The organism is Streptomyces atratus, assembly GCF_040655115.1.
GTDB lineage: Bacteria > Actinomycetota > Actinomycetes > Streptomycetales > Streptomycetaceae > Streptomyces > Streptomyces atratus_D.
The window spans coordinates 1-23,554 of the sequence record NZ_JBFAJH010000015.1 but is presented as its reverse complement, the minus strand read 5'-3'; the positions used below and the strand labels follow the sequence as shown (position 1 = coordinate 23,554).

Sequence of the window (23,554 nt, the reverse complement as noted above, 5' to 3'; positions counted from 1 at the left end):
CTTCACGCTCAGGGCCGCGAAGGCAAGAACGCCGACGCAGACCAGAACCAGCAGGGTGGAGAAGAATGCCTCAAGCACGGGAGCTCCTCGGACGAGCGATAACGAGCGGTATGGCGGCAGTACGGGGCCGGGCCCCAGCCTAATGGGTTGGGGCCCGGCGCGATGGTTCGGGGTTTACCGCGCGGCCGGTCAGCCCAGCAGCTGGTTCTGCAGGCTCAGCGTCTGGTGGAACGGGACGCGTTCCGTGCCGGCCTTCCCCTTGCGGGACTGGACGACGAGGGCGAGCGTGTCGCCGGTCCAGCCGCGCGCCGCGATGTGCCGCAGGGCGGAGTCCTTCAGCACCTGGTCGAGCTCGGCGCGCTTGCCCTTCCGGTGGACGGAGAGGTACTGCGCCGTGCTCACCCAGCCGCCGGTGAGTTTCTTGTCCACCGTTGCTCCGGCCGGGGCCGGCAGCAGCAGCTTCCGCAGGTCGGCGTAGTGGACCTCGGCGATGTTGTCGTCGTGGAACGGGCGCGGCGAGCCGGCCGGCAGCACGGGCAGACTCAGCTCGGGATAGTCCCAGCCCCCGTCGCCCTCGGTGGCCAGGCCCGGTACGTCGGTGCGCTCCATCGAAGTGATGCCGAACGCCGTACCGGTGCCGAGGCCGCCGAGCCAGTACGGCAGCGGTCCAGCGGGCGACGGCCCGCAGGACGCGGCGGGGCCGCTTCGGGGCCGGGAGGGGTTCCGCGGCCGGCGCGGTCTGCTCCGTGAGCGGCACCGGCTGCTCCGTGAGCGGTACGGGCTCCCCAGCCGGTACGGGGTCCGCCTCCGCCACCGGGGGCTCCTGCTCCGGGACCGGGGGCTCGTCGGTCGGGGCCGTCGCGGCGGTCGGTGCCGCCGTCTGCTCGGTCATACGTACTCCCCCGGGGACTCGATGTGGTCGAGCTGGCCCTTCACCAGATCGGCGACGTCGGACGCGCCGCACGGCTTGGTGCCGGCCGCGTAGGCGGTGATGGACAGCTCCCCTCGCGGCGCTGCTTGCCCGCGATCCCGTGGCCGCTCCCCTTCAGCTGGGCCGTGGCCCTCTTGCCGCTGATCTCGCTGTCGTTGCTGTACTCACCGATGTCCTGGCCGAGTCGGTAGCCCTCGGGGACCAACATGGGTGTCTTTCCGTTCCAAAACGGGTCCCCCCACGAGACCTGAGGCGCAGATTCCATTACCTGCGCACCCCACTGATCCACGGCGGTGGAGTGGGGTCGTGCGGCCGACGATTACAGTTCGGCATATGCAGAAGAAGCTCGTGATCAAGGTGACCGCAGGTGCCGATTCCGCCGAGCGCTGCTCGCAGGCGTTCACGGTGGCGGCGGTCGCCGTCGCCAGTGGTGTGGAGGTCTCGCTCTGGCTGACCGGCGAATCCGCCTGGTTCGCCCTGCCGGGCCGCGCCGCCGAGTTCGAACTTCCGCACTCAGCGCCGCTGCCGGACCTGATCGAGTCGGTTCAGGCGGGCGGCCGGATCACTCTCTGCACCCAGTGCGCGGCTCGTCGCGACATCACCGAGAACGACGTGCTGGAAGGCGTACGGATCGCGGGCGCCCAGGTCTTCGTCAGCGAGGTCATGGCGGACGGCGTCCAGGCCCTCGTCTACTGACGGTTCTTCCTGCCGGCCACCACCGACTGTTCTGCTACTGGCGGCGCTTCTTGCCGTCGAGCTCGTCCCACCACTCGTCCGACTTCGGGTCGCCGGACGGGTCGTCCCACCAGCGGTCCTCCGGCCCCCGCCGGTTGGCGACCATCGCCGCAACGGGCGGTATGACCATGGCGACCACGCACATTCCGATGGCGACGGGCATCGACCAGAGCCGCACAACGGCCCAGGCGGAGACGAAAAGGACGATGCATCCGCCCATCATCAGGAAGTAGCGGCGACGGCGCCGGGCGTACATGACTCAAGCGTAGGCCCGATCCCGGCCCGCGCGCCCGGCGCGTACGGGCCCGCGCACACCCCGTGGACGGCGCGAAGGGCCGTACCCCGGTTCAGAAGGCGTCCAACCCCCTGGGGTACGGCCCTCCGGCCGATCTGTGCCGCGGATCAGACGGCGATGGCCACCTCGGAGAGGCCACCGGTCTGCGCGACGACCGTGCGGTCGGCGCTGCCGCCCGGGACGAGGGCGCGCAGCGTCCACGTGCCCTCGGCCGCGTAGAAGCGGAACTGTCCGGTCGCCGAGGTCGGGACCTCCGCGGTGAACTCGCCGGTCGAGTCCAGCAGGCGGACATAACCGGTGACGGGCTCGCCGTCGCGGGTCACGCTGCCCTGGATGGTGGTCTCACCGGGCTTGATGGTCGAAGCGTCGGGGCCGCCGGCCTTTGCTCCACACATGGTGTTCTGTCCTTCTCGGTCGGGAGTCGTGCTGGTCCGGGTCGTGCGGAGTTACTTACTGGCGCCGAGCTCGATCGGCACACCCACGAGGGAGCCGTACTCGGTCCATGAACCGTCGTAGTTCTTGACGTTCTCCTGGCCGAGCAGCTCGTGCAGCACGAACCAGGTGAGCGCGGAGCGCTCACCGATGCGGCACAGGGCGATGGTGTCCTTCGCCAGGTCGACCTGCTCGTCCTCGTAGAGGGCCCTGAGCTCGTCGTCCGACTTGAAAGTGCCGTCGTCGTTGGCGTTCTTCGACCACGGGATGTTGCGGGAGGTCGGCACGTGGCCGGGACGCTGCGACTGCTCCTGCGGCAGGTGCGCCGGGGCGAGCAGCTTGCCGCTGAACTCGTCGGGCGACCGGACGTCGACGATGTTCAGCTTGCCGATCGCTGCCACGACCTCGTCGCGGTAGGCGCGGATCGACTCGTCCTGCGGCTTGGCCTTGTACTCGGTGGCCGGGCGGGACGGGATCTGGTCGCCGTCGACCAGGTCGCGGGAGTCGAGCTCCCACTTCTTGCGGCCGCCGTCGAGCAAACGGACGTCCTGGTGACCGTAGAGCTTGAAGTACCAGAACGCGTAGGACGCGAACCAGTTGTTGTTGCCGCCGTAGAGCACGACCGTGGTGTCGTTGCCGATGCCCTTCTCGGACAGGAGCTTCTCGAAGCCGGCCTGGTCGATGAAGTCGCGGCGGACCGGGTCCTGGAGGTCCTTGGTCCAGTCGATCCGGATCGCGTTCTTGATGTGGTTCTTCTCGTACGCCGAGGTGTCCTCGTCGACTTCGACAAGAGCAACCTTCGGGTCGTCGATGTGGGCCTCGACCCAGTCGGCGTCTACGAGGACGTCACTGCGGCTCATTCTGTTCTCCTCCGGGGCAGTCTGCGGCGAGATGGTGCGGGGTGCGGATGTACGGGGGCGCGTTTCTGCGCGTACACACATGCACGGGAACGGGCCCTGACAGTGGTCGAAGGGCCGGGGGAATGCGGGATGCGACGATCCCGCTCAGACAGTGCGACAGAGCATGGCGGCGACGCGGCACAGGTCTACTGCCCGCCGCTTCGTGAGATCCGCCTGGCCCCGCTGACGGAGACCGCTGATAGAGCACTGCATGGGACCGATCGTAGGGACGTGCGGGCGGACATGTCACCGCCGTGTCGCATCATGAGACACGATCGTCCGCAATGTGGGACGGTTGACCGATTACGGTGCCTCCGGACCGGCGCCGGGCGAAGCGCGTCGTTCAGTCATCTGCGGGTCGGACGAGTCCGTCTCACTATGTGGCGCAGCGGCTGTGGAATGTCCTACCCGGCCTGCGCGCGGTTCGTCTGTCCCGCGAGCCGGATGTCCGAGCCCGTCACCGAGATCTCCAGGCCGTCCTTCGTCGGCTCGATCCGCCGCAGCTTCAGCCCGCTCGGCAGGGCGCCGATCTCCCGCTCGAAGTCGGTCTTCCTGCGCACCAGGCCTTCGAGTCCGGGGATGCCCTCGCCGGGCACCTTGTCCGCGTGCACCCGCACGATGTGGCCGTCGACCAGGGTGACGGTGGAGGACACGCTGCGCGTGAGGGTGCGGCCGAGGATGTCGACAGCACCCGTCACCTTCACCTTGCCGTTGCCGCCGTACTCGACGACGACGCCGTCGTCGGCCGCATGCGTCAGATCCTCGTACGAGATGGTCGCCGTGCCCGTGGCCCGCGCGGCGGTGGCGCTGGAGAAACCGTCGGCCAGTCTGACGTCGTGGAGTTCGGCGTTCATCTCGCTGACCCGGATCCTGTGCCCCCCGGCGGCGGTCTCGATGCCGGTGAGCTTGATGTCGACCTGGTCGAGTGCCGATCCGGCGACCTGCGTCAGAAAGGGGAAACCCCTGATGGAGACGTCCGTCGAGTCGACCGTGCCCCCGTCGACCTCGACCCTGCCCGCGGCCTCGGACTCGGCGAAGTACACCGCGGCCCGGTCGACGACGATGAAGATGCCACCCAGGACCACCACGATGACCAGCAGTATTCGCAGTGCACGCATGCCGTTTCTTCCCCCACCCTGCGTCCGGCCGGACCCCCTGGCGCCCGGGAGCCGCCTGCGGCTCCACGGCACGCCCGGGGTGATCGACGAGTGGGGGACCCTCCGCGGTTCCCGGTCCGCACCGGGTCCCGCGGGTCAGGAGAGGGCGCGGCCGATCAGATAGACGGCGGGGGCCGCGGCGGTGAGCGGCAGCGCCACCCCGGCCGTCATGTGCACAAAACGTGACGGGTAGTCGTAGCTCGCCACCCGCAGCCCGATCAGCGCGCAGCCACCGGCCGCGAACCCGAGGAACGCGCCCTTCGCGCCGAAGTCGGTGAGCCCACCGGCCGCGACACCGGCTCCCGCGGCGGCGAGCAGCGCCACCACGACCGAGGCGGGTCCCGGCAGCGGCAGCGCCCGGGCGAGCACGGCGACCGCGACCGCCGCACAGCCGACCGTCACGGCGTCCGGCGCCGCCGCGAGATGCCCGGCGGCGAGGATCGCCAGGGCGGCCGAGGCGACGGTGGCCATCAGCCCGTACATCCGCTCGTCGGCGCCCGCGTGGCTGCGCAGTTGCAGGACGACGGTGAGCAGCACCCAGACGCCGAGGGTGCCGAGGATCGCCGCCGGGGCGTTCTCCCGGCCCGCGACGAGCAGCACGACATCGGCGACGAACCCGCCGGCGAAGGCGAGCGCGATGCCCTGCCGGGCGGGCCACATGCCGTTGAGGCGGAACCAGCCCGCGGCGGTCACCGCCTGGAGGAGTACCAGCGGTACGAAGAGCGCGTACTGCCCGATCGCGGCACCGAGGGCGAGCAGCAGCCCGAGCCCCGCTGTGATCGCCGCCGGCTGCATCCCCGGCGCGATGATCGGCGAACGGCCCTCGGCGCGGGCGCGCTGGGCGTCGGTGATGCGGCTGTTGCCCAGGATGGTCGGCGCGCTGTAGCCGGAGGTGTCGTGCGCGGCCGCCACACCCGGTGCCGCGTCGGCCGGGGCGGCTGCCGGGACCTCGGGGGGCAGCGGGTACGAGCCGGAGGCGCCCTGCGGGGTCGGATATCCGGCGCCGACGACGGGGGTGGAGGCGGCCGTAACGGGCTGCTGCGGTGCCTGCGGCGGGTACGACTGCTCGTACTGGGGCTGCTCGTGCTGCTGGGCGTAGGGCTGCTCGTACTGGGGCTGCTCGTGCTGCTGGGCGTACGACTGCTCGTACTGGGGCTGCTCGTACTGGGGCTGCTCGTGCTGCTGGGCGTAGGGCTGCTCGTACTGGGGCTGCTCGTGCTGCTGGGCGTACGACTGCTCGTGCTGGAGCTGCTCGTGCCGCTGGGCGTAGGGCTGCCCGTGCTGGAGCTGCTCGTGCCGCTGGGCGTAGGGCTGCCCGTACTGAGGCTGCTCATACTGCTGCGGCTGCCTGTACTCGGGCTGCTGCGGCTGCTGCGTGGGCTGGACGGCCGGCTGGTACTGGGTGTCCCAGGTCTGGCCCTCCCAGGTCTGTGCGACCCCGGGGTCCTGGAACGCCTGGTTCGGGTCGTACGGGACCTGCTGCCCGTACGGTTGCGGTTCCCGGCCGTTTCCGTAACCGTGACCGGTCCCGGTCCCGGTCCCGGGCTCCTGTCCGTACGGATGCTGCTGATCGCTGTTGCTCATGTGCTGCGGTTCACCCTCCTGCGAACGGCGGGAGCACCTCGACCGTGCCGCCCTCGGCAAGGCGTACGGTCTCATGGCTGCGGGTCCCCACGGGGTCACCGTCGATCAGGAACGAGCACCGTTGCAGCACTCGGGTGAGCTCACCGGGGTGCCGCTCGCGCACCGCGTCGAGCGCCTCGGCGAGCGTCGCGGCTGTGTACGGCTCCTCCGCGGTTCCGGCGGCGGCCTTGGCGGCGGCCCAGTAGCGGATGGTTCCCGCTGGCATGGCGACGCTCCCTTCGTCTCGCGTCAGCTGTCCATGATGAATCACTCCGCCACCGCCCAGTGCGCGATCCGGGTGAGCAAGCTCTCGTCCGCCGCGTTCTCGGCGTGCCCCATGCCGCGCCGGAGCCACAGTTCCGCATGGCCCTGTGCCGCGTCGGCCAGCATGCGGGGGTGGTCGAGCGGGAAGTACGGGTCCTGGTCGCCGTGCACGATGAGCAGCGGCGCCGGGGCGATCAGCGGGACCGCCTCGACCGGGGAGAGCGGCACGGGGGCCCACTCCCTGCGGTCGATCCGGGTGCGGAAGCCGTACCGGCCGACCAGCCGGCCGGCGGGCCGGGTCACGACCCAGTGCAGGCGCCGCATCGGGGCCGTACCCCGGTAGTACCAACGGGCCGGAGCACTCACGGCCACCACCGCATCCGCGTGCGCTTCGATGCGCCCCCCGTGCGAGGGAACCGAACGAGTGAGCTGTGCGGTGCCCGGAGAGGCCCCTGGGGCCTTGTACAGCGCCCCGTGCCGGAGCACCACGGACCCGCCCATCGAGAACCCGACCGTCACCACCCGCCGGTGTCCGAGCGAGCGCGCCCACGCCACCGCGGCGGCCAGATCCAGCACCTCGCGGTCACCGACCGTCGACCGGCCACCGGATCCTCCGTGCCCCCGGAAGGAGAACGTGATCACGGCCGCACGCTGGGCGAACACCCCTGCCGCGCGCCGCACGGCGGGCCGGTCCACCGAACCCGTGAATCCGTGCGCGACCACGATCGCCGTGCCGGTGTCCCCACCATCGGCACCGGGCGCGGCACCGGTCGTACACGGTTCGTACACCGCCTCGATCGGCAGCCCGTCATCCGTCCGCAATGTGGTGCGCCGGGCCCCCCGCGTGATCAAGCGAACAGGAGAACTCGGAAACGAACTCTCGGACACAGAACTCATGTGGGCTATTCTGCTGGGAAGAGGATCCGGGCAATGCAGCCCCCGGATCCTTTTGTGCTTTCCGCACGTTGTTACGACGACGTTTCGACAAGCTCAGCGGTCCCAGGGCGCGGGGACCGCACCGTAAAACCCGTATGACAGCCGTCGTACGGCAGCAGAAGAAGAACAACGTACGAAGAAGTGCCGCAGATCTCCCCCGGGCCCCACCCGGGAGTGCCCCTCTCGCAGGGAACGAGGAGGACCGACGTAATGGGCGACCAAGGCAAGCACATCGTGCACGATCATCGACCGACGACCCGGGCAGGTGGGTGGCGATGAGTTCACTGCTGCTTCTGACCAACGCTCTTCAACCGTCGACGGAGGTGCTTCCCGCCCTCGGCCTCCTGCTGCACAGCGTGCGGGTGGCCCCCGCCGAGGGACCGGCTCTCGTCGACACCCCGGGTGCCGACGTCATCCTGGTCGACGGCCGCCGCGACCTGCCGCAGGTGCGGTCGCTGTGCCAGCTGCTGCGGTCCACCGGACCGGGCTGTCCGCTGATACTCGTCGTGACGGAGGGCGGTCTCGCGGCCGTCACCGCCGACTGGGGCATCGACGACGTACTGCTGGACACCGCGGGACCGGCCGAGGTCGAGGCCCGGCTGCGGCTGGCCGCCGGCCGGCAGCAGATCACCTCCGACGACTCCCCGATGGAGATCCGCAGCGGTGACCTCTCGGTCGACGAGGCGACCTACAGCGCGAAACTGAAGGGCCGGGTCCTCGACCTGACCTTCAAGGAATTCGAACTGCTCAAGTACCTCGCACAGCACCCGGGCCGCGTCTTCACCCGCGCCCAGCTGCTGCAGGAGGTCTGGGGTTACGACTATTTCGGCGGCACGCGGACGGTCGACGTCCATGTCCGGCGGCTGCGCGCCAAGCTCGGCCCCGAGCACGAGTCGCTGATCGGCACGGTCCGCAACGTCGGCTACCGCTTCGTCGCACCGGAGAAGGTGGAGCGCGCCGCGGAGGCGGCCGAGTCCCAGACGGCGGCGAAGGCGGCCGCCGAGCCACCCACCCGTTCGGGACAGCCCTCCGTGGCCGAGGTCGTGGAAGAAGGCCCGATACGGCCTGCCAACAGGTAGGTCCATCCGCGTAGACTGCCGCGCGTGGCCAAGGTGACGCGAGATGATGTGGCGAGACTGGCGGGGACGTCGACCGCGGTCGTCAGCTACGTCATCAACAACGGACCCCGGCCGGTTGCCCCGGCCACGCGCGAGCGGGTACTCGCCGCGATCAAGGAGCTGGGCTACCGGCCCGACCGGGTCGCCCAGGCCATGGCCTCGCGGCGGACCGACCTCATAGGGATGATCGTTCCGGACGCGCGCCAGCCGTTCTTCGCGGAAATGGCACACGCGGTCGAACAGGCTGCCGCCGAGCGCGGAAAAATGGTCCTCGTCGGCAACTCCGACTACCGCGACGAGCGCGAGGTCCACTACCTCCGCGCCTTCCTGGGCATGCGCGTCTCCGGACTGATCCTGGTCAGCCAGGGACCCAGCGAGCGGGCCGCGGCCGAGGTGGAGGCATGGGACGCCCGGGTCGTGCTGCTGCACGAGCGGCCCGAGGCGATCGACGACGTCGCGGTCGTCACCGACGACATCGGCGGCGCTCAGCTCGCCACCCGGCACCTCCTCGAACACGGCAACGCGTACGTGGCGTGCCTCGGCGGCATGGAGTCCACCCCGGCGGTCGGCGACCCGGTCGCGGACCACGTCGAGGGCTGGCGGCGGGCGATGCACGAGTCCGGACGCTCCACGGAGGGGCGGCTCTTCCAGGCCCCGTACAACCGCTACGACGCCTATCGGGTGGCGCTCGGACTGCTCGCCGGTCCGGACCGGCCCCCGGCGATCTTCTGCTCGACGGACGACCAGGCCATCGGGGTGCTCCGGGCCGCGCGCGAACTGCGGATCGATGTGCCCGGGGAGCTCGCGGTGGCGGGCTTCGACGACGTGAAGGAAGCGGGACTGACCGATCCGCCGCTGACGACGGTCTTCTCGGATCGCCCGGCCATGGCCCGGGCGGCGGTGGATCTGGTGCTCGACGACTCACTACGGGTCTCGGGCTCGCGACGGGAGCGGCTGAAGCAGTTCCCGTCGGCGCTGGTGGTCCGGCGCTCGTGCGGGTGCGGGGAGCCGACGCCCCAGGGCCGGTAGCGGGGGGCACTTCCCCAGCCGGGGGCGCTCGCGGTCCCCGCACCCGCACGACGTTCCCCCGTGGCTCTTATATGGGACATACACGGTTCTGTCGGGCTTCTCAGGGCACACTCAGGGTTCTCTCATCTTCGGTGGACACAGTCGTAGACATGACTGAGAGCCAGCGCCCGAGCGGCGAGTACCCGATGTACCCCTCGTACGGCAACGGCGACGCGGCCTACCCGCCGCCGCCCTCGTACCAGCCCGCGCAGCCGGTCGCCGCGGGCCCCGGGACGACCGTGTGGCCCGGCAGCGGCGGCGCCGACGGTCGCAGTGGCGGTGGTGACGACGGCTACGGCGACTTCCACGGGCTGCCGCAGCCCGCACCCCTGCCGCCCGCGCGCGGCAGGCGCCGGGTCGGGCGGCCGGTCGCCCTCCTGACCGCCGTGGCCGTCGCGGCGGCGGTCGTCGGCGGTGCCACCGCCACCGCCATCGGACAGTTCACCGACGCCGGTTCCGGCGCCGGCGGCGGCAGCGGCGGCAGCGGTGCGGTCAACGGCACGACCGTCTCGCAGAGCAGCGCGGGCACCGTCGCCGGAGTCGCGCAGGCGGTGTCGCCGACGATCGTCGAGATCGGCGCGAGCTCGAACGCGGGCGAGTCCACCGGGTCCGGCGTGATCATCACGTCCGACGGCGAGATCGTCACCAACAACCACGTCATCGCGGGCGCCTCGACGATCAAGGTGACGCTGAGCACCGGCAGGACATACACCGCGAAGGTCGTCGGCACCGATGCCGACAAGGACCTCGCGCTCATCAAACTGGACGGTGCGAGCGGACTGAAGACGGCCACGCTCGGCGACTCCTCCTCACTCAAGGTCGGCGACCAGGTCGTCGCGATCGGCTCGCCCGAGGGCCTCACCGGCACCGTCACCAGCGGCATCGTCTCCGCGCTGAACCGCGATGTCACCGTCGCCAAGGACAGCGACAGCGGTCAGGGACAGGGGCAGCAGGGCGGGGGCGGCAGCGACTGGCCGTTCGAGTTCGGCGGGCAGCAGTTCAACGGCGACACCGGCAACTCCACCACCACCTACAAGGCCATCCAGACCGACGCCTCGCTCAACCCCGGCAACTCCGGCGGTGCGCTCATCAATATGAAGGGCGAGATCATCGGCATCAACTCCGCGATGTACTCGGCGAGTTCGTCCGCCGGATCGAACAGCTCCAGCGCCGGCAGCGTCGGTCTCGGCTTCGCCATCCCGGTGAACACGCTCAAGGCCGACCTGGACACCCTGCGGTCCGGCACCAGCTCCTGAGGAGATCAGCCATGAACCACCCGTCCGACACCCCCACCGGCCCGGCCGCCCTCGCGCTGCCCCTGATGCTCGCGGTGGAGTTCGCCGCCGCGGCGCGGCGCTCGCCGGCGCTCCGCACGACCACCCGCACCACCGGCCGGCAACGCCGCGCCGCCCGCCGCCGCGCCACGGCCGTGCGAGGCTGAGAACACAGCACCACGGCAGAGCAGAGAGAAGAGGACGAAGCGCGATGAGCCCCGCCGAAGACGATCCGCAGCGCATCCTGATCGTCGACGACGAGCCGGCCGTGCGCGAGGCCCTGCAGCGCAGCCTCGCGTTCGAGGGATACGAAACGGAGGTCGCCGTCGACGGACTCGACGCGCTGGCCCGGGCGGAGTCGTACGCCCCCGATCTGATCGTCCTCGACATCCAGATGCCGCGGATGGACGGTCTGACCGCCGCCCGCCGCCTCCGTGCCACCGGCACCACCACCCCCATTCTGATGCTCACCGCCCGCGACACCGTCGGCGACCGCGTCACCGGACTCGACGCCGGCGCCGACGACTACCTGGTCAAGCCCTTCGAACTGGACGAGCTCTTCGCCCGCATCCGGGCCCTGCTGCGCCGCAGCTCGTACGCGGCCGCGGCGGGCGGCGACGTCCCCGACGACCATGTGCTGTCCTTCGCCGACCTGCGGATGGACCTCGCGACCCGCGAGGTCACCCGGGGGTCGCGCCGCGTCGAGCTGACCCGGACCGAATTCACCCTGCTGGAGATGTTCCTGGCCCACCCGCGCCAGGTGCTGACCCGCGAGCAGATCCTGAAGGCGGTCTGGGGCTTCGACTTCGAACCGAGCTCCAACTCCCTGGACGTGTACGTGATGTACCTGCGCCGCAAGACGGAAGCGGGCGGCGAACCGCGGCTCGTGCACACGGTGCGGGGCGTGGGATACGCGCTGCGGGCCGGCGGGGGCGAGGGGTGACGGGCCCCTTGCGGCGTTTCCGCGCACTGCCGCTCCGCTCCCGGCTGGCGATGCTGGTCGCGACCGCGGTGGCGATCGCGGTGGCAGCGGTGGCGCTGGCCTGCTGGCTGACCACGCGGGACCGGCTGATCGAACAGCTCGACAGCGGTCTGCGGCAGGTCGCTGTCGACCGGCAGACTGTCGAGGATCTCAACGCAGCCTGCCTGCGGGGGCTGCCGCTGAACAACAACCCCGGGCCGGAGATCCCCTACACCATCCAGGTGGTGACACCGACAAGCACGAAGCCGTGCACCTGGCCGGGCAAGTCCGCGATTCCGGTGCAGTCCGCCGACCGGTCCGTCGCAGCCGGGGAGCGGCAGGACGCGGTGCACACCACCAGGGCGAAGGACGGCGTCAGGATGCGCGTCTACACCTCGCAGGTCCACATCGGCCCGCTGGTCCGGCCCGGCCTCGCCGTCTCCGTGGCGGTGCCCATGGATCAGGTCACCGACCCCCTCAACCAGCTCGCCTTCGTCCTCCTCATCGTCTCCGGCATCGGCGTCATCGGCGCGGCCGCCGCCGGTCTCTGGGTCGCCCGCACCGGCCTGCGCCCCGTCGACGAGCTCACCGATGCCGTCGAGCATGTCGCCCGTACCGAGGACCTCTCGCTCCGCATCCCCGTCGAGGGCGAGGACGAGATCGCCCGGCTGTCCCGCTCCTTCAACTCGATGACCGCCTCCCTCGCCACCTCCCGCGACCGCCAGGCGCAGCTGATCGCGGATGCCGGGCACGAGCTGCGGACCCCGCTGACATCCCTGCGTACGAACGTGGAACTGCTCGCCCGCAGCGACGAGACCGGCCGGCCCATCCCGCCCGACGACCGCAGGGCGCTGATGAAGTCGGTCACTGCGCAGATGACCGAGCTGGCGTCGCTCATCGGCGACCTCCAGGAGCTGGCCCGCCCGGACGCGGCCCAGCCCGGCCCGCTCCAGGTCGTCGGCCTTCACGACATCGCCTCCGCCGCGCTGGAGCGGGCACGGCTCCGCGGTCCGGAACTGACCATCACCGCAGACCTCGAACCCTGGTACGTACGGGCCGAGCCGGCGGCGCTGGAGCGGGCGGTCGTCAATGTCCTCGACAACGCGGTGAAGTTCAGCCCGCAGCACGGCACGATCGCCGTGGCCCTGCGCGGCGGCGAGCTGACCGTGGTCGACCAGGGCCCCGGCATCCCGGCCGAGGAGCTCCCGTACGTCTTCGAACGCTTCTGGCGCTCCCCGTCCGCCCGCCAGCTGCCGGGCTCCGGCCTGGGCCTGTCGATCGTGGCACGCACGGTCCAGCAGGCGGGCGGCGAGATCGTCCTGCGCCCGGCACCGGGCGGTGGCACGGAGGCCTCGATCCGTCTGCCGGGCGCACCGCAGCCGCCGCCGGAGAGCCCCTGAGCCGCCCCCGGCGGCCGCTCAGGCCCCGGGGTTGTGCCGGATGACGGCGAGGGCGCCGGTCAGAAAGCCTCTGCGGGTGCCGGCGTGGGTCTGCGTGCGGGTGCCTCCGTCGGCTGTGGGGGGTCAGCCTTCGGATTATGACGGGCACACATCACACGGGCACACATCACAACGGGAACGGTGCGACGACAGGACCTAAAGGGCGTCGAGGGCCGGTGACGTGGCCTGGCGTACGGCGGCCACCGTGCTCGCCTCCAGTGCCGCGACGCCGGCTTGACTCTCCGGCCCCAGCCCATGGCGTGCGGCGACCCAGGAGGCGTCGTTGCAGGTCACCCAGGTGACCCCGGCGGCGTCCTGCCAGGCCAGCGCCTTCGCCGGAAGGTCGATGCCGGCGGTCTGCTTGTCCTGCATCAGGTGCGTGACGCCCTCGGGCCTGCCGAAGATGAGCAGCTCGGTCGGACGGAGTTCCAGCCCGGCACGGGCGGCGTGGTCCGCATGGTCGACCCCCGCGAACACATGGAAGCCCGCTGCGGTGATCGCGTCCTGAAGCCGGTCGATCGTCTCGCGGACAGGCCTGTTGCCGGCCACGGTGACCAGGCCCTTGTCTGCATCTTCAGTCATTCTTGCGACCATGGGCGAGACTTTTTCGGATCCTCTGATGACACCGGGGCGGTGGGCCATCCGGCCCACCGCCCCGCTCACTCACCCGCGTACGGGCACTGCGTGTCCTGCCGCACCTACTGAACGACCGTGATCCGGTCGGTGACCGGCGGGGCCAGCGGCGCCGCCGCCGACGAGTGCGCCGACAGGTACGCGTTGAACAGGTCCAGGTCGGAGGGGCCGACCAGCTTGTTGGTGCCCTGGCCGAGCGCCGCGAAGCCGTCGCCGCCGCCCGCGAGGAACTCGTTCATCGCGACGCGGTACGTCTTGGCCGGGTCGATCGCCGCACCGTTCAGCTTGATCGTGTCGACGACGACGCGAGCCGCGCCGGTCTTCGTCATGTCCAGGGTGTACGTGAGCCCCTTGGACACCTGAAGAATCTTCGGGCTGGCCTCATTGGAGCCGCTGACCTGCTGCTGGAGCGCGGTGATCAGCTGGGCGCCGGTCAGGTCGACGACGTTCATCATGTTGGTGAAGGGCTGCACGGTGAAGGACTCGCCGTACGTCACCACCCCGTCGCCCTCACTGCCGGTCGCCTTGTACACCAGGTCCGCGCGGATGCCGCCCGGGTTCATGAAGGCGACGACCGCCCCGCCCTTGTCCGCCGGGGCCAGGCCCTCCAGCTGGGCGTCCGCGATCAGGTTGCCGAGCGGCTTCTCCGGGGCCGTGGAGCCGCGGCCGTTGATGTCGGCGGAGATGTAGCCCTGCGGCCGGTTCGCGATGGGCGCGGCGAGGGTGTTCCAGCGGGCGATCAGGGCCGTCATGTCGGTGGCCCTGGCCTGGTCCCGGGTGACGATGTGGTTCGCCGAGGTCGGGTTCGAGGAGCTCGACGACTTCACCGACGTACGCACGATGTCCTGGGTGCGGCGGTCGTACGTGAGGGTCGTGTCCGTGTACAGCTTGCCGAACGACGACGCCGAGGTGACCAGGCGCGGGTTGCCCGCCGGGTCCGGCACGGTGCACACGTACGCCTGGTGCGTGTGGCCCGTGACCAGCGCGTCGACCTTCGGGCTGATGCCCTTGGCGATGTCCGCGATCGGCCCGGAGATGCCGTCACCGGCGCCGGGGCTGTCGCAGTCGTAGTTGTACGAGGAGGAGGCCGGGGCCCCGCCCTCGTGGATGAGCGCGACGATGGACTTCACGCCCTGCTGGTCGAGCTCCTTGGCGTACTTGTTGACCGTCTCGATCTCGTCGTGGAACTTCAGCCCCTTGACGCCGTTGGCGGTGACGATGTTCGGCGTGCCCTCCAGGGTCACCCCGATGAAGCCGATCTTGACGCCGTCCTTCTTCCACACCGTGTACGGCTTGAGGATCGGCTTGCCGGTCTTCTCGTCCGTCACGTTGGCGGCGAGGTACGGGAAGTCGGCGCCCTGGAACGTCGTGCCCTGCTGGTAGCACCCCTCGACCGGGTGGCAGCCGCCGTTCTGCAGACGGGCCAGCTCGGTGGCGCCCTCGTCGAACTCGTGGTTGCCGACCGTCGTCACATCGAGGTCGATCTTGTTGAGCGCCTCGATGGTCGGCTCGTCGTGGAAGAGACCGGACAGCAGCGGGCTCGCGCCCACCATGTCGCCACCGGCCGCGGTGATGGAGTACGGGTGGCCCTGGCGCGCGGCGCGCAGCGAGGACGCGAGGTACTCGACACCGCCGGCGGGTATCGCCTTCGTCGTGCCGTCGGCCTGCTTCTCGGCGACCGTGCCGGCCGAACCGGCCGGCGGCTCCAGGTTGCCGTGCAGGTCGTTGAAGGAGAGCAACTGTACATCGACGGTGCCGGTATGGGCGGGCACGTGGTGCCCCTGGCCGTCACCGAGGCTCTGGGCATCGGCCGGCATCGCGGCGACGAGCGCGCCGACGGTGGCCAGCCCGGCCGCGGCGGCGAGCAACCGCCGGGAAGCACGGATCTTATGCGGTGTCGCTGACATCGGTCCCCTTGTGAATTCAGCGGGAGGGTTCGGCCCGCAGCCTAGAGTCAACGCGCGTAGCGCGACTAGGTGTTTCGAGTTACGAACTGGTTGCCTTGTGGTCAGTAAGGGCATCTATCACCGCACTTCACCCCTATGGCACACATATGCAGACAGGGGCATCACGGCATGCCGGGCCCCGCAGCCCGGTGCGCCACGACCGGCGAACCGGGGCCGGCCGACGTTCGCACCCACCCTGCGCGGCCGTCCGACCCGCACAGCACACCGTCGATCGAGGCCACAACGCCCCGCCCCGCCGTACGCTCGTACGCATGACGACTGATGTTCCCCTCCCCGCTCCGGGACGCGAGATCCAGACGCTCGACGTGCTCTCTCCCGACCAGGCCGGAGCCGTCCTCGACCTGCTCGGCGAGGCGGCCCGCGCCGACGGCAGGCCCGCGGTCTCCGAGCAGGGGCGACTGCGGTTGCGGGGCGGGCACCGGGAGGGTGTACGGCACTTTCTGCTCACCAGCACAGGAACCCTCGTCGGGTACGCACAGCTCGAGGACACCGATCCCGTCGAGGCGCCCGCCGCCGAGCTGGTCGTACATCCCGCGCACCGCGGACAGGGGCACGGGCGGGCACTGGGCGCCGCGCTGCTCGCCGTGACCGGGAAGCGGCTGCGCGTATGGGCGCACGGCGGAAAGTCCGCAGCCCGTCACCTCGCGCAGGTCCTGGGCCTCTCCCTCTTCCGCGAGCTGCGCCAGCTGCGCCGCCCGCTGAGCCCGCTGGACATTCCGGAGCCCGTACTGCCGCCCGGCGTCACCGTCCGCACCTTCGTGCCCGGTCAGGACGACGCCGCCTGGCTCGCCGTGAACAGTGCCGCGTTCGCCCACCACCCCGAGCAGGGATCGCTCACCCAGCTCGACCTGGACGACCGCAAGGGCGAGCCCTGGTTCGACCCGAAGGGGTTCTTCCTTGCCGAGCGCGAGACCGAGGGCGGGGCCGAACTGATCGGCTTCCACTGGACGAAGGTGCACGCCGAGGAGCGCCTCGGTGAGGTGTACGTCGTCGGCGTCCGGCCCGACGCACAGGGCGGCGGTCTCGGCAAGGCGCTCACCGCGATCGGGCTGCGCCACCTCGCCGCCGAGGGGCTGCCGACCGCGATGCTCTACGTCGACGCGGACAACACGGCGGCCCTGGCCGTGTACGAGCGGATGGGCTTCGCCACCCATGAGGTGGACCTGATGTACCGCGCGGAGTCCTGAGCCCGCACCACGTCCCCCCGGGGCGGCGTCGCTTGACGCCGCCCCTCCTTTCCGACAGGCTTTCACTACTCAATTAGTGAAAGGGGTGAACATGGCAGAGTCCGCAGCGGTCGAGTTCCGCATCGACCGGCGCAGCGGCGTCGCCACGTACCTCCAGATCGTCCAGCAGACCAAACAGGCCCTCCGCCTCGGACTGCTGGAGCCCGGCGACCGGCTGCCCACCGCACGCGAGGTCGTCGAGGCCACCGCCATCAACCCGAACACCGTGCTCAAGGCCTACCGCGAACTGGAGCGCGAGGGCCTCGTCGAGGCCCGGCGCGGGATGGGCACATTCGTGCGCCGGACCCTCGGAACCACGGCCACCACGGACACACCCCTGCGGGGAGAACTCACCGACTGGGCCCGCCGGGCCCGCACGGCCGGGCTGGAGCGCGACGACATGGCCGCGCTCTTCACCGCCGTACTGGACAGCACGTACAAGGGGGACGACCGCACATGACAGGCGCTGCGATCGAGGCGACCGGCCTCGACATGACGTACGGGCGCAGAAACGGTGACCGGGCTCTGCGCGACTGCTCGTTCCGGCTGCCCGCGGGACGGATATGTGCGCTCGTCGGGCCGAACGGAGCGGGCAAGTCCACCCTGCTCGCCCTCGCGGCGGGTTTCCTGCGGCCGGCCGGGGGAACCCTGCGGGTCCTCGGCTCCGCGCCCGCCGAGGCCCGGCCCCGGGTGGCCTTCGTGGCCCAGGACAAGCCGCTGTACCCGCAGTTGACGGTCGCTGAGACGCTGTGGGCGGGCGCCGAGCTGAACCCCGCCACCTGGGACCGGGCCACCGCCGAACGCGTCATCGGGGACCTCCCGAGGGACGCCGGGGTCCGCACGCTCTCCGGTGGCCGGCGCACCCGCCTCGCGCTCGCCCTCGCCCTCGGCAAGCGCGCCGAACTGCTGCTGCTCGACGAGCCGATGGCCGACCTAGACCCACTCGTCCGGCACCAGCTGATGGGTGTCCTGATGGCGGAGGCCGCCGAGCACGCCACCACCATCGTGATGTCCTCGCACATCCTCACCGAACTGGAGGGCGCCTGCGACTATCTCCTGCTCGTCGACGGCGGCCGGGTCCGTCTCGGCGGCGAGACCGAGGACATCCTCGGCGCACACGCCCTGCTCACGGGTCCGGTACGGGACCTGGCACCGCACACCGTCGTCGAGTCCCGCACGACGGGGCGGCGGCTGACCGCACTGGTACGGAAGGAGGGCCCGGTGGACGACGCGGCCTGGGAGATCGCGGAACCTTCACTGGAGGAGCTGCTGCTGGCGCATCTGCGGTCGCCGGAGGCGCCCGCACTGCTGACGCCGAGCGCCGGAGCCGGCAGGGAGGTGGCTGCCGTATGAGCGCCATCGGTCTGCGTACGCCCGTCGCACCCGCCGCCGGGCTGCGGGGCCCCGTCCGTGTCCTCCTCCGCCAGCACCGCCGTTCCCTGTGGGCGGCAGGCGCACTCCTGGTGCTGGGCATCGCCATCGTGGTCGGGCTCCGGATCTGGGTAGCGGTCGCGAGCTCGGACGAACGCTGCGCCGACGGCGACACCACCCGCTGCGGCGACGGCTCCTACCTGTCCACCTACGCCCGCTCCTCCACCGAGACCTATCTGGCGAGCGGCGGTACCGCTGTCCTGCTGCTGGCCGGGCTCATCGGCGTCTTCGTCGCGGGACCGCTGATCGCCCGCGAGCTGGAGAGCGGTACGTTCCGGCTCGCCTGGGCCCAGTCCGTCTCCCCGGCCCAGTGGCTGGCGGCCCGGCTCGCCCTTCCTGCGGCTCTGGTGACCGCCGGGATGACCGCTCTGGTCCTCGTCTACCGATGGGGCGTGTCGGGTATGCGGAGCAAGACGTACGGCACGGGGCTGAGCTGGCACGAGAACGGTATCCACCCCGCCCTCGGCCCGACCGCCGTCGCCTACGCCCTGCTGGCCGTGGCCGTCGGCGCCCTGTGCGCCGTGGTCGTACGCCGTAGCGTCCTGTCCATGAGCCTCACGGCCCTCCTCCTGGGCACGGTCATGCTGGGGCTCGGCAAACGCCGCTACGAGCTCTGGCCGACCGTTCGCTTCCTCAATCGCGACCGCCCGGGCGGTGACTCCTGGCACATCGAGTCGGGCATGCTCACCGCCTCGGGCAAGGAGATCTACTGGATCGACTGCCTCCGGGCCGACCTGGGCGGGGACCTCGCAGGCTGCCTGCGCAACCGAGGCGGCATCACCGACTTCAGCGACTACCACCCCGCCTCGCACTTCTGGCCGCTGCAGCTGGTCGAGACCGGCATCCTGCTCGTCCTCGCCGCCGCTGCCGTCGCCCTCGCCTTCCGGGTACTGCGCCGACACCACGGCTGACCCGCCCCGATCGTCGGGGTCCGGGCCGCAGAGGGGGCGGCCCGGACCCCGCACACGCAGCGCGACACCGCAACCCGCACCGCACACCGATTCCTGCACGTCATGTCGCCGTTACCGCCCATTCAGACGCGCTTGCGACCCTCTCAGGATGCAGCCAGCTGTGCCGACCCTCCGCAACGGGAGAAATCTCGGCAGAGACCCCGTGTTTTCCGCGATCTCCGCCCCCTCCGACGCGCCCCAGGGGCCTTCTGCGCGGAACAATAGGGCCATGAGCCAGTTGCCCAACTCCGAGGTCCCGGTCCAGCCCGCCGTGCAGCCGTCGGTCGGCTCTCTCGCCGCGCACCGGCCCCATGCCGTCACATCCCCGAATTACGCGGGAGCCGGTCTTTCCATGGCCGCCGACCTCGATCCCGATCTCGACGCCGACGTGGACGTGTACGAACCCGACGTCGACGGCAGCGAGCTGCCGAAGGGCCGCTTCCTCGACCGGGAGCGCAGTTGGCTCGCATTCAACGAACGGGTGCTGGAGCTCGCCGAGGACCCGGCGACACCCCTCCTCGAACGAGCGAATTTCCTCGCGATCTTCGCCTCTAACCTGGACGAGTTCTTCATGGTCCGGGTGGCCGGTCTCAAGCGCCGTATCGCCACCGGCGTCGCCACCCGCTCCGCGTCCGGTCTGCAGCCCCGCGAGGTCCTCGACCTGATCTGGACGCGGTCCCGCGAACTCATGGCCCGGCACGCCGCCTGCTACCAGCAGGACATCGCTCCCGCACTGTCCGACGAGGGCATCCAGCTGATCCGCTGGCCGGAGCTGACCGAGAAGGAACAGGCCCGCCTGTTCACCTTCTTCCGGCAGCGGGTCTTCCCCGTACTGACGCCGCTGGCCGTCGACCCGGCGCACCCGTTCCCGTACATCTCGGGCCTCTCGCTCAACCTCGCGGTCGTCGTACGCAACCCGGTCAGTGGCCACCGCCACTTCGCCCGCGTCAAGGTGCCGCCGCTGCTGACCCGGTTCCTGGAGGCGTCGCCGCAGCGTTACGTGCCCATCGAGGACATCATCGCGGCGCATCTGGAAGAGCTCTTCCCTGGCATGGAGGTCCTCGCCCACCACATGTTCCGGGTCACCCGGAACGAGGACCTCGAAGTCGAGGAGGACGACGCCGAGAACCTGCTCAAGGCCCTGGAGAAGGAGCTCATGCGGCGCCGCTTCGGCCCGCCGGTGCGCCTGGAGGTCGAGGAGTCCATCGACCCGTACGTGCTCGACCTGCTGGTCCGCGAGCTGAAGGTGTCCGACGCCGAGGTCTACCCGCTGCCCGGACCGCTCGACCTCACCGGGCTGTTCGGCATAGCGTCACTGGACCGCCCGGAGCTGAAGTACCCCAGGTTCATCGCGGGCACCCACCGCGATCTCGCCGAGGTCGAGTCCTCCTCGGCGCCCGACGTCTTCGCCGCGCTGCGCGAACGCGATGTGCTGCTGCACCACCCGTACGACTCGTTCTCCACCTCCGTCCAGGCGTTCCTGGAGCAGGCGGCGGGCGACCCGGACGTACTCGCGATCAAGCAGACGCTGTACCGGACCTCGGGCGACTCACCGATAGTCGACGCCCTGATCGACGCCGCCGAGTCGGGCAAGCAGGTCCTCGTACTCGTCGAGATCAAGGCCCGCTTCGACGAGCAGGCCAACATCAAGTGGGCGCGCAAGCTGGAGGAGGCGGGCTGCCATGTGGTCTACGGCCTCGTCGGCCTGAAGACGCACTGCAAGCTCTCCCTCGTCGTCCGTCAGGAGGGCGACACGCTGCGCCGCTACTCGCACGTCGGCACCGGCAACTATCACCCCAAGACCGCGCGGCTGTACGAGGACCTCGGCCTGCTGACCGCCGACCCGCAGGTCGGGGCGGACCTCTCCGACCTCTTCAACCGGCTCTCCGGCTACTCCCGCCGCGAGACGTACCGCCGCCTCCTCGTCGCCCCCAGGTCCCTGCGCGACGGGCTGATCTCCCGGATAAACAAGGAGATCGCGCACCAGCGGGCCGGACGCCCCGCCTACGTACGGTTCAAGGTCAACTCGATGGTCGACGAAGCGATCATCGACGCCTGCTACCGGGCCGCCGTGGCGGGCGTGCCGGTGGACATCTGGGTCCGCGGCATCTGTGCGATACGCCCCGGCGTCACCGGCCTCTCCGAGAACGTCCGCGTCCGCTCGATACTGGGCCGCTTCCTCGAACACTCCCGGATCTTCTCGTTCGGCAACGGCGGCGAACCCGAAGTGTGGTTCGGCAGCGCCGACATGATGCACCGCAACCTCGACCGCCGGATCGAAGCACTGGTCCGGGTCACCGACCCCGCCCACCGCGCCGCGCTCAGCCGACTCCTGGAGACCGGTATGGCCGACACCACCTCCTCCTGGCACCTCGGTCCCGACGGGAACTGGACCCGGCACGCCACGGACGCGGACGGCCAGCCGCTGCGGCACGTACAGGAAATGCTCATTGACGCCCGGAGGCGCCGGCGTGCGACGCCCTGACCACCAGACGACGACCCGGACGGACATGTCCGCGGGCGCGGTCCTCGCCCCTTACCTGCAGGAACAGGCCGCGAACTTCCTTCGCAGCCTGCGTCTGCACCGCGAGAACAGCGCCCCCACGGACGCCGGGACACTCGCCGCCGAGCAGGCCGCCGGTGCACTGCGCCGCTCGGCCCGCCGCATCAGCGGCGCCCTGCACACCTTCCGGTCGGCACTCGAACCCGGCTGGGCCGAGCAACTCCGTACGGAACTGGCCTGGCTCTCCGGCACGCTGGCCCGCGAACACGCGTACGCGACCCGGCTGACCCGGCTCCTCGAAGCGCTGCACGCCCTGTCCGGCACCTCGCTGCCACCGCCCCGCACACAGCGGACCACCTCCGGCACCGATATCGATGTCACCCAGCACGACGCCGCGCAGGCCGAGGAACGGGCCGTACCCGGCGTCGGCGCGGCCCGGGCCGGAGCGCTGCTGGAACGGCAGCTCACCCTCGCCAGGACCCGCGCCCACTCGACGGCGCTCCAGGCACTCGGCTCGTCCCGGTTCCACGCGGTCGCCGACGCGGTCGCTCTGCTCGCCTCCGAGGTCCCGCTCTCCGCGGCGGCCACGGCCCCTGCCGCCGAGATGCTGCACGGGCCCGCGGACCGGGCCGAGCAGCGGCTGCTCGGTGCGGTGGCCGCGCTCCCGTCCGACGAGACGGTCGAGCCGTACAACGAGGCGCACGACGCGCCCTGGCACCAGGCCCGCCTTCTGCTGCGACTGCACCGGTACGCCCACGAGGTGGTGAACGGCGCCCCCGACCCGGTCCTGGTCGCCCCCGGACACGCGCTCGACCTGCACCGGGACGCGGCGGAGGCGGCCGCCGCAGCGGCATCGGCGGCCCGTACACCGAGGATCGCGCCGGCCACCGCCTACGCCCTGGGGGTGCTTCACGCCGACCAGCGACACGAGGTGGAGGCGGCCCGCGCGGTGTTCCGGGAGACCTGGCCGTACACGACGGCGGCTGTGACCGCGCCATGAACGGCGGGACCGTGCAGGCCGCGGGGTGTGTGCTCTGGCGCCGGTCGGAGCGCTCCGGGGAGCTGGAGATCTGCCTGGTCCACCGGCCCCGTTACGACGACTGGTCACACCCGAAGGGCAAACTCAAGCACGGCGAGCCGGCGATCGACGCCGCCCTGCGCGAGGTTCTGGAGGAGACCGGCCATCACTGCATACCGGGGCCCCCGCTGCCCACGGTCCGGTATCTCGCGAACGGCCGCCCCAAGGAAGTCATGTACTGGGCGGCCGAGGCGACGGACGGCGTGTTCGTCCCGGGCAACGAAGTGGACCGCATCCTCTGGCTCCACCCGGAAGCGGCCCGCACCCGCCTCACCCAGCCCCGCGACCGCGACCTGCTGGACGCGCTGCTCAGCGGGTGACGGGTGCGGGGCTGCCCCGGCGGGCGGTGCGGTTCTCGCACCCGGGTCCGGGGGGCGGGGTTCCGTCCTCAATCGCCGGACAGGCTTGAGGTGTCCGCCTGGCCCCTGGTGGCACCGTCGCCTGCCCGGCGGGTGGTGGTCCGGGGCCCCTCCGGGGTGTCTCCTCGAACGACGAACGTTCGGCGGGTACGCAGGGGAGCCCGGGTCTTTGTTCGTCGTCCTGCGGGGACTCCCCTGCGCGGCCCCGGACCGGCCGTCGCGCGTCAGCGGCCCGGTGTGCCCTCCTGTCACGACCGCCGGGTCGCGGGCGCGAG

Annotated in this window: 25 protein-coding genes and 1 pseudogene; 14 read left to right on the top strand and 12 right to left on the bottom strand. The window is 71.0% G+C overall.

What is annotated here, in order from left to right:
- Positions 1–189: 189 nt before the first annotated feature.
- Together AB0I23_RS18515 and AB0I23_RS18510 are read right to left on the bottom strand one after the other, a co-directional pair.
- Positions 190–892, bottom strand: a pseudogene (locus AB0I23_RS18515) (hypothetical protein).
- 40 nt (positions 893–932) lie between these two features.
- The gene (locus tag AB0I23_RS18510; protein WP_359110453.1) at positions 933–1,139 is read right to left on the bottom strand and encodes a hypothetical protein; all 207 of its coding nucleotides are present in this window, start codon (positions 1,137–1,139) and stop codon (positions 933–935) included.
- 125 nt (positions 1,140–1,264) lie between these two features.
- Between AB0I23_RS18510 and AB0I23_RS18505 the strand changes: the two genes are divergently transcribed.
- Positions 1,265–1,627, top strand: coding sequence for a DsrE family protein (locus AB0I23_RS18505; protein ID WP_359110451.1), 363 nt, complete (start codon positions 1,265–1,267; stop codon positions 1,625–1,627).
- A gap of 34 nt (positions 1,628–1,661) precedes the next feature.
- Here the strand turns inward: AB0I23_RS18505 and AB0I23_RS18500 are convergent, their stop codons facing one another.
- From AB0I23_RS18500 to AB0I23_RS18465, 8 genes are all read right to left on the bottom strand, one after another.
- Entirely contained in the window at positions 1,662–1,922 is a 261-nt protein-coding gene (locus AB0I23_RS18500; protein ID WP_359110449.1) for a DUF3099 domain-containing protein, read from the bottom strand.
- A 146-nt stretch (positions 1,923–2,068) separates the two neighbouring features.
- Entirely contained in the window at positions 2,069–2,356 is a 288-nt protein-coding gene (locus AB0I23_RS18495) for a DUF1416 domain-containing protein (RefSeq protein WP_018490348.1), read from the bottom strand.
- 51 nt (positions 2,357–2,407) lie between these two features.
- Positions 2,408–3,253: a sulfurtransferase gene (locus tag AB0I23_RS18490; protein WP_359110446.1), complete on the bottom strand. Its 846-nt coding sequence runs from the start codon at positions 3,251–3,253 to the stop codon at positions 2,408–2,410.
- Positions 3,254–3,397: 144 nt separating this feature from the next.
- Entirely contained in the window at positions 3,398–3,505 is a 108-nt protein-coding gene (locus tag AB0I23_RS18485; protein WP_351392369.1) for a putative leader peptide, read from the bottom strand.
- Between the two features lie 191 nt (positions 3,506–3,696).
- Positions 3,697–4,410, bottom strand: coding sequence for an LmeA family phospholipid-binding protein (locus AB0I23_RS18480; protein WP_359110444.1), 714 nt, complete (start codon positions 4,408–4,410; stop codon positions 3,697–3,699).
- 135 nt (positions 4,411–4,545) lie between these two features.
- A complete protein-coding gene (locus AB0I23_RS18475) occupies positions 4,546–6,033 on the bottom strand; it encodes a hypothetical protein (protein ID WP_359110442.1) in 1,488 nt (495 codons plus the stop codon).
- Between the two features lie 10 nt (positions 6,034–6,043).
- Complete coding sequence (locus tag AB0I23_RS18470; protein ID WP_037695845.1) at positions 6,044–6,298, bottom strand: MoaD/ThiS family protein; 255 nt, start codon at positions 6,296–6,298, stop codon at positions 6,044–6,046.
- A 41-nt stretch (positions 6,299–6,339) separates the two neighbouring features.
- A complete protein-coding gene (locus AB0I23_RS18465; RefSeq protein WP_436846958.1) occupies positions 6,340–7,233 on the bottom strand; it encodes an alpha/beta hydrolase in 894 nt (297 codons plus the stop codon).
- 314 nt (positions 7,234–7,547) lie between these two features.
- On the opposite strand from AB0I23_RS18465, the gene AB0I23_RS18460 reads away from it, so the two are divergent.
- The 6 genes from AB0I23_RS18460 (at position 7,548) to AB0I23_RS18435 (ending at position 13,093) form a co-directional block, all read left to right on the top strand.
- Positions 7,548–8,351 (top strand): response regulator transcription factor, encoded by an 804-nt coding sequence (locus tag AB0I23_RS18460; protein ID WP_359110440.1) that lies wholly within the window; start codon positions 7,548–7,550, stop codon positions 8,349–8,351.
- Between the two features lie 24 nt (positions 8,352–8,375).
- Positions 8,376–9,419 (top strand): LacI family DNA-binding transcriptional regulator, encoded by a 1,044-nt coding sequence (locus AB0I23_RS18455; protein WP_037695839.1) that lies wholly within the window; start codon positions 8,376–8,378, stop codon positions 9,417–9,419.
- Between the two features lie 149 nt (positions 9,420–9,568).
- Positions 9,569–10,714 carry a S1C family serine protease gene (locus tag AB0I23_RS18450; RefSeq protein WP_359110438.1) on the top strand — a complete coding sequence of 382 codons (1,146 nt, stop codon included), beginning with the start codon at positions 9,569–9,571 and terminating at the stop codon, positions 10,712–10,714.
- Positions 10,715–10,725: 11 nt separating this feature from the next.
- Positions 10,726–10,899, top strand: a complete 174-nt coding sequence (locus AB0I23_RS18445; RefSeq protein ID WP_359110437.1) for a hypothetical protein — start codon at positions 10,726–10,728, stop codon at positions 10,897–10,899.
- Between the two features lie 44 nt (positions 10,900–10,943).
- The gene (locus AB0I23_RS18440; RefSeq protein WP_359110435.1) at positions 10,944–11,675 is read left to right on the top strand and encodes a response regulator transcription factor; all 732 of its coding nucleotides are present in this window, start codon (positions 10,944–10,946) and stop codon (positions 11,673–11,675) included.
- Positions 11,672–13,093, top strand: coding sequence for a sensor histidine kinase (locus AB0I23_RS18435; protein ID WP_436846957.1), 1,422 nt, complete (start codon positions 11,672–11,674; stop codon positions 13,091–13,093). The genes AB0I23_RS18440 and AB0I23_RS18435 overlap by 4 nt, the downstream gene beginning before the upstream one ends.
- A gap of 195 nt (positions 13,094–13,288) precedes the next feature.
- On the opposite strand, the gene AB0I23_RS18430 is transcribed toward AB0I23_RS18435, so the two are convergent.
- Both AB0I23_RS18430 and AB0I23_RS18425 read right to left on the bottom strand, forming a co-directional pair.
- Complete coding sequence (locus AB0I23_RS18430; RefSeq protein ID WP_359110434.1) at positions 13,289–13,714, bottom strand: DUF302 domain-containing protein; 426 nt, start codon at positions 13,712–13,714, stop codon at positions 13,289–13,291.
- A gap of 116 nt (positions 13,715–13,830) precedes the next feature.
- Positions 13,831–15,672, bottom strand: coding sequence for a bifunctional metallophosphatase/5'-nucleotidase (locus AB0I23_RS18425; protein ID WP_359110432.1), 1,842 nt, complete (start codon positions 15,670–15,672; stop codon positions 13,831–13,833).
- 311 nt (positions 15,673–15,983) lie between these two features.
- On the opposite strand from AB0I23_RS18425, the gene mshD reads away from it, so the two are divergent.
- The 7 genes from mshD (at position 15,984) to AB0I23_RS18390 (ending at position 23,240) form a co-directional block, all read left to right on the top strand.
- Complete coding sequence (gene mshD / locus AB0I23_RS18420) at positions 15,984–16,919, top strand: mycothiol synthase (RefSeq protein ID WP_359110430.1); 936 nt, start codon at positions 15,984–15,986, stop codon at positions 16,917–16,919.
- Positions 16,920–17,010: 91 nt separating this feature from the next.
- The gene (locus AB0I23_RS18415; protein ID WP_037695823.1) at positions 17,011–17,418 is read left to right on the top strand and encodes a GntR family transcriptional regulator; all 408 of its coding nucleotides are present in this window, start codon (positions 17,011–17,013) and stop codon (positions 17,416–17,418) included.
- The gene (locus tag AB0I23_RS18410; protein ID WP_359110429.1) at positions 17,415–18,311 is read left to right on the top strand and encodes an ABC transporter ATP-binding protein; all 897 of its coding nucleotides are present in this window, start codon (positions 17,415–17,417) and stop codon (positions 18,309–18,311) included. Before AB0I23_RS18415 ends, AB0I23_RS18410 begins: the two co-directional genes overlap by 4 nt.
- Positions 18,308–19,300, top strand: a complete 993-nt coding sequence (locus AB0I23_RS18405; RefSeq protein WP_359110428.1) for an ABC transporter permease — start codon at positions 18,308–18,310, stop codon at positions 19,298–19,300. Before AB0I23_RS18410 ends, AB0I23_RS18405 begins: the two co-directional genes overlap by 4 nt.
- Positions 19,301–19,568: 268 nt before the next feature.
- Positions 19,569–21,824 (top strand): RNA degradosome polyphosphate kinase, encoded by a 2,256-nt coding sequence (locus AB0I23_RS18400; RefSeq protein ID WP_359110426.1) that lies wholly within the window; start codon positions 19,569–19,571, stop codon positions 21,822–21,824.
- Positions 21,811–22,842 carry a CHAD domain-containing protein gene (locus AB0I23_RS18395; protein ID WP_359110424.1) on the top strand — a complete coding sequence of 344 codons (1,032 nt, stop codon included), beginning with the start codon at positions 21,811–21,813 and terminating at the stop codon, positions 22,840–22,842. Before AB0I23_RS18400 ends, AB0I23_RS18395 begins: the two co-directional genes overlap by 14 nt.
- Positions 22,839–23,240: an NUDIX hydrolase gene (locus AB0I23_RS18390; protein ID WP_359110422.1), complete on the top strand. Its 402-nt coding sequence runs from the start codon at positions 22,839–22,841 to the stop codon at positions 23,238–23,240. Before AB0I23_RS18395 ends, AB0I23_RS18390 begins: the two co-directional genes overlap by 4 nt.
- Positions 23,241–23,554: the final 314 nt, after the last annotated feature.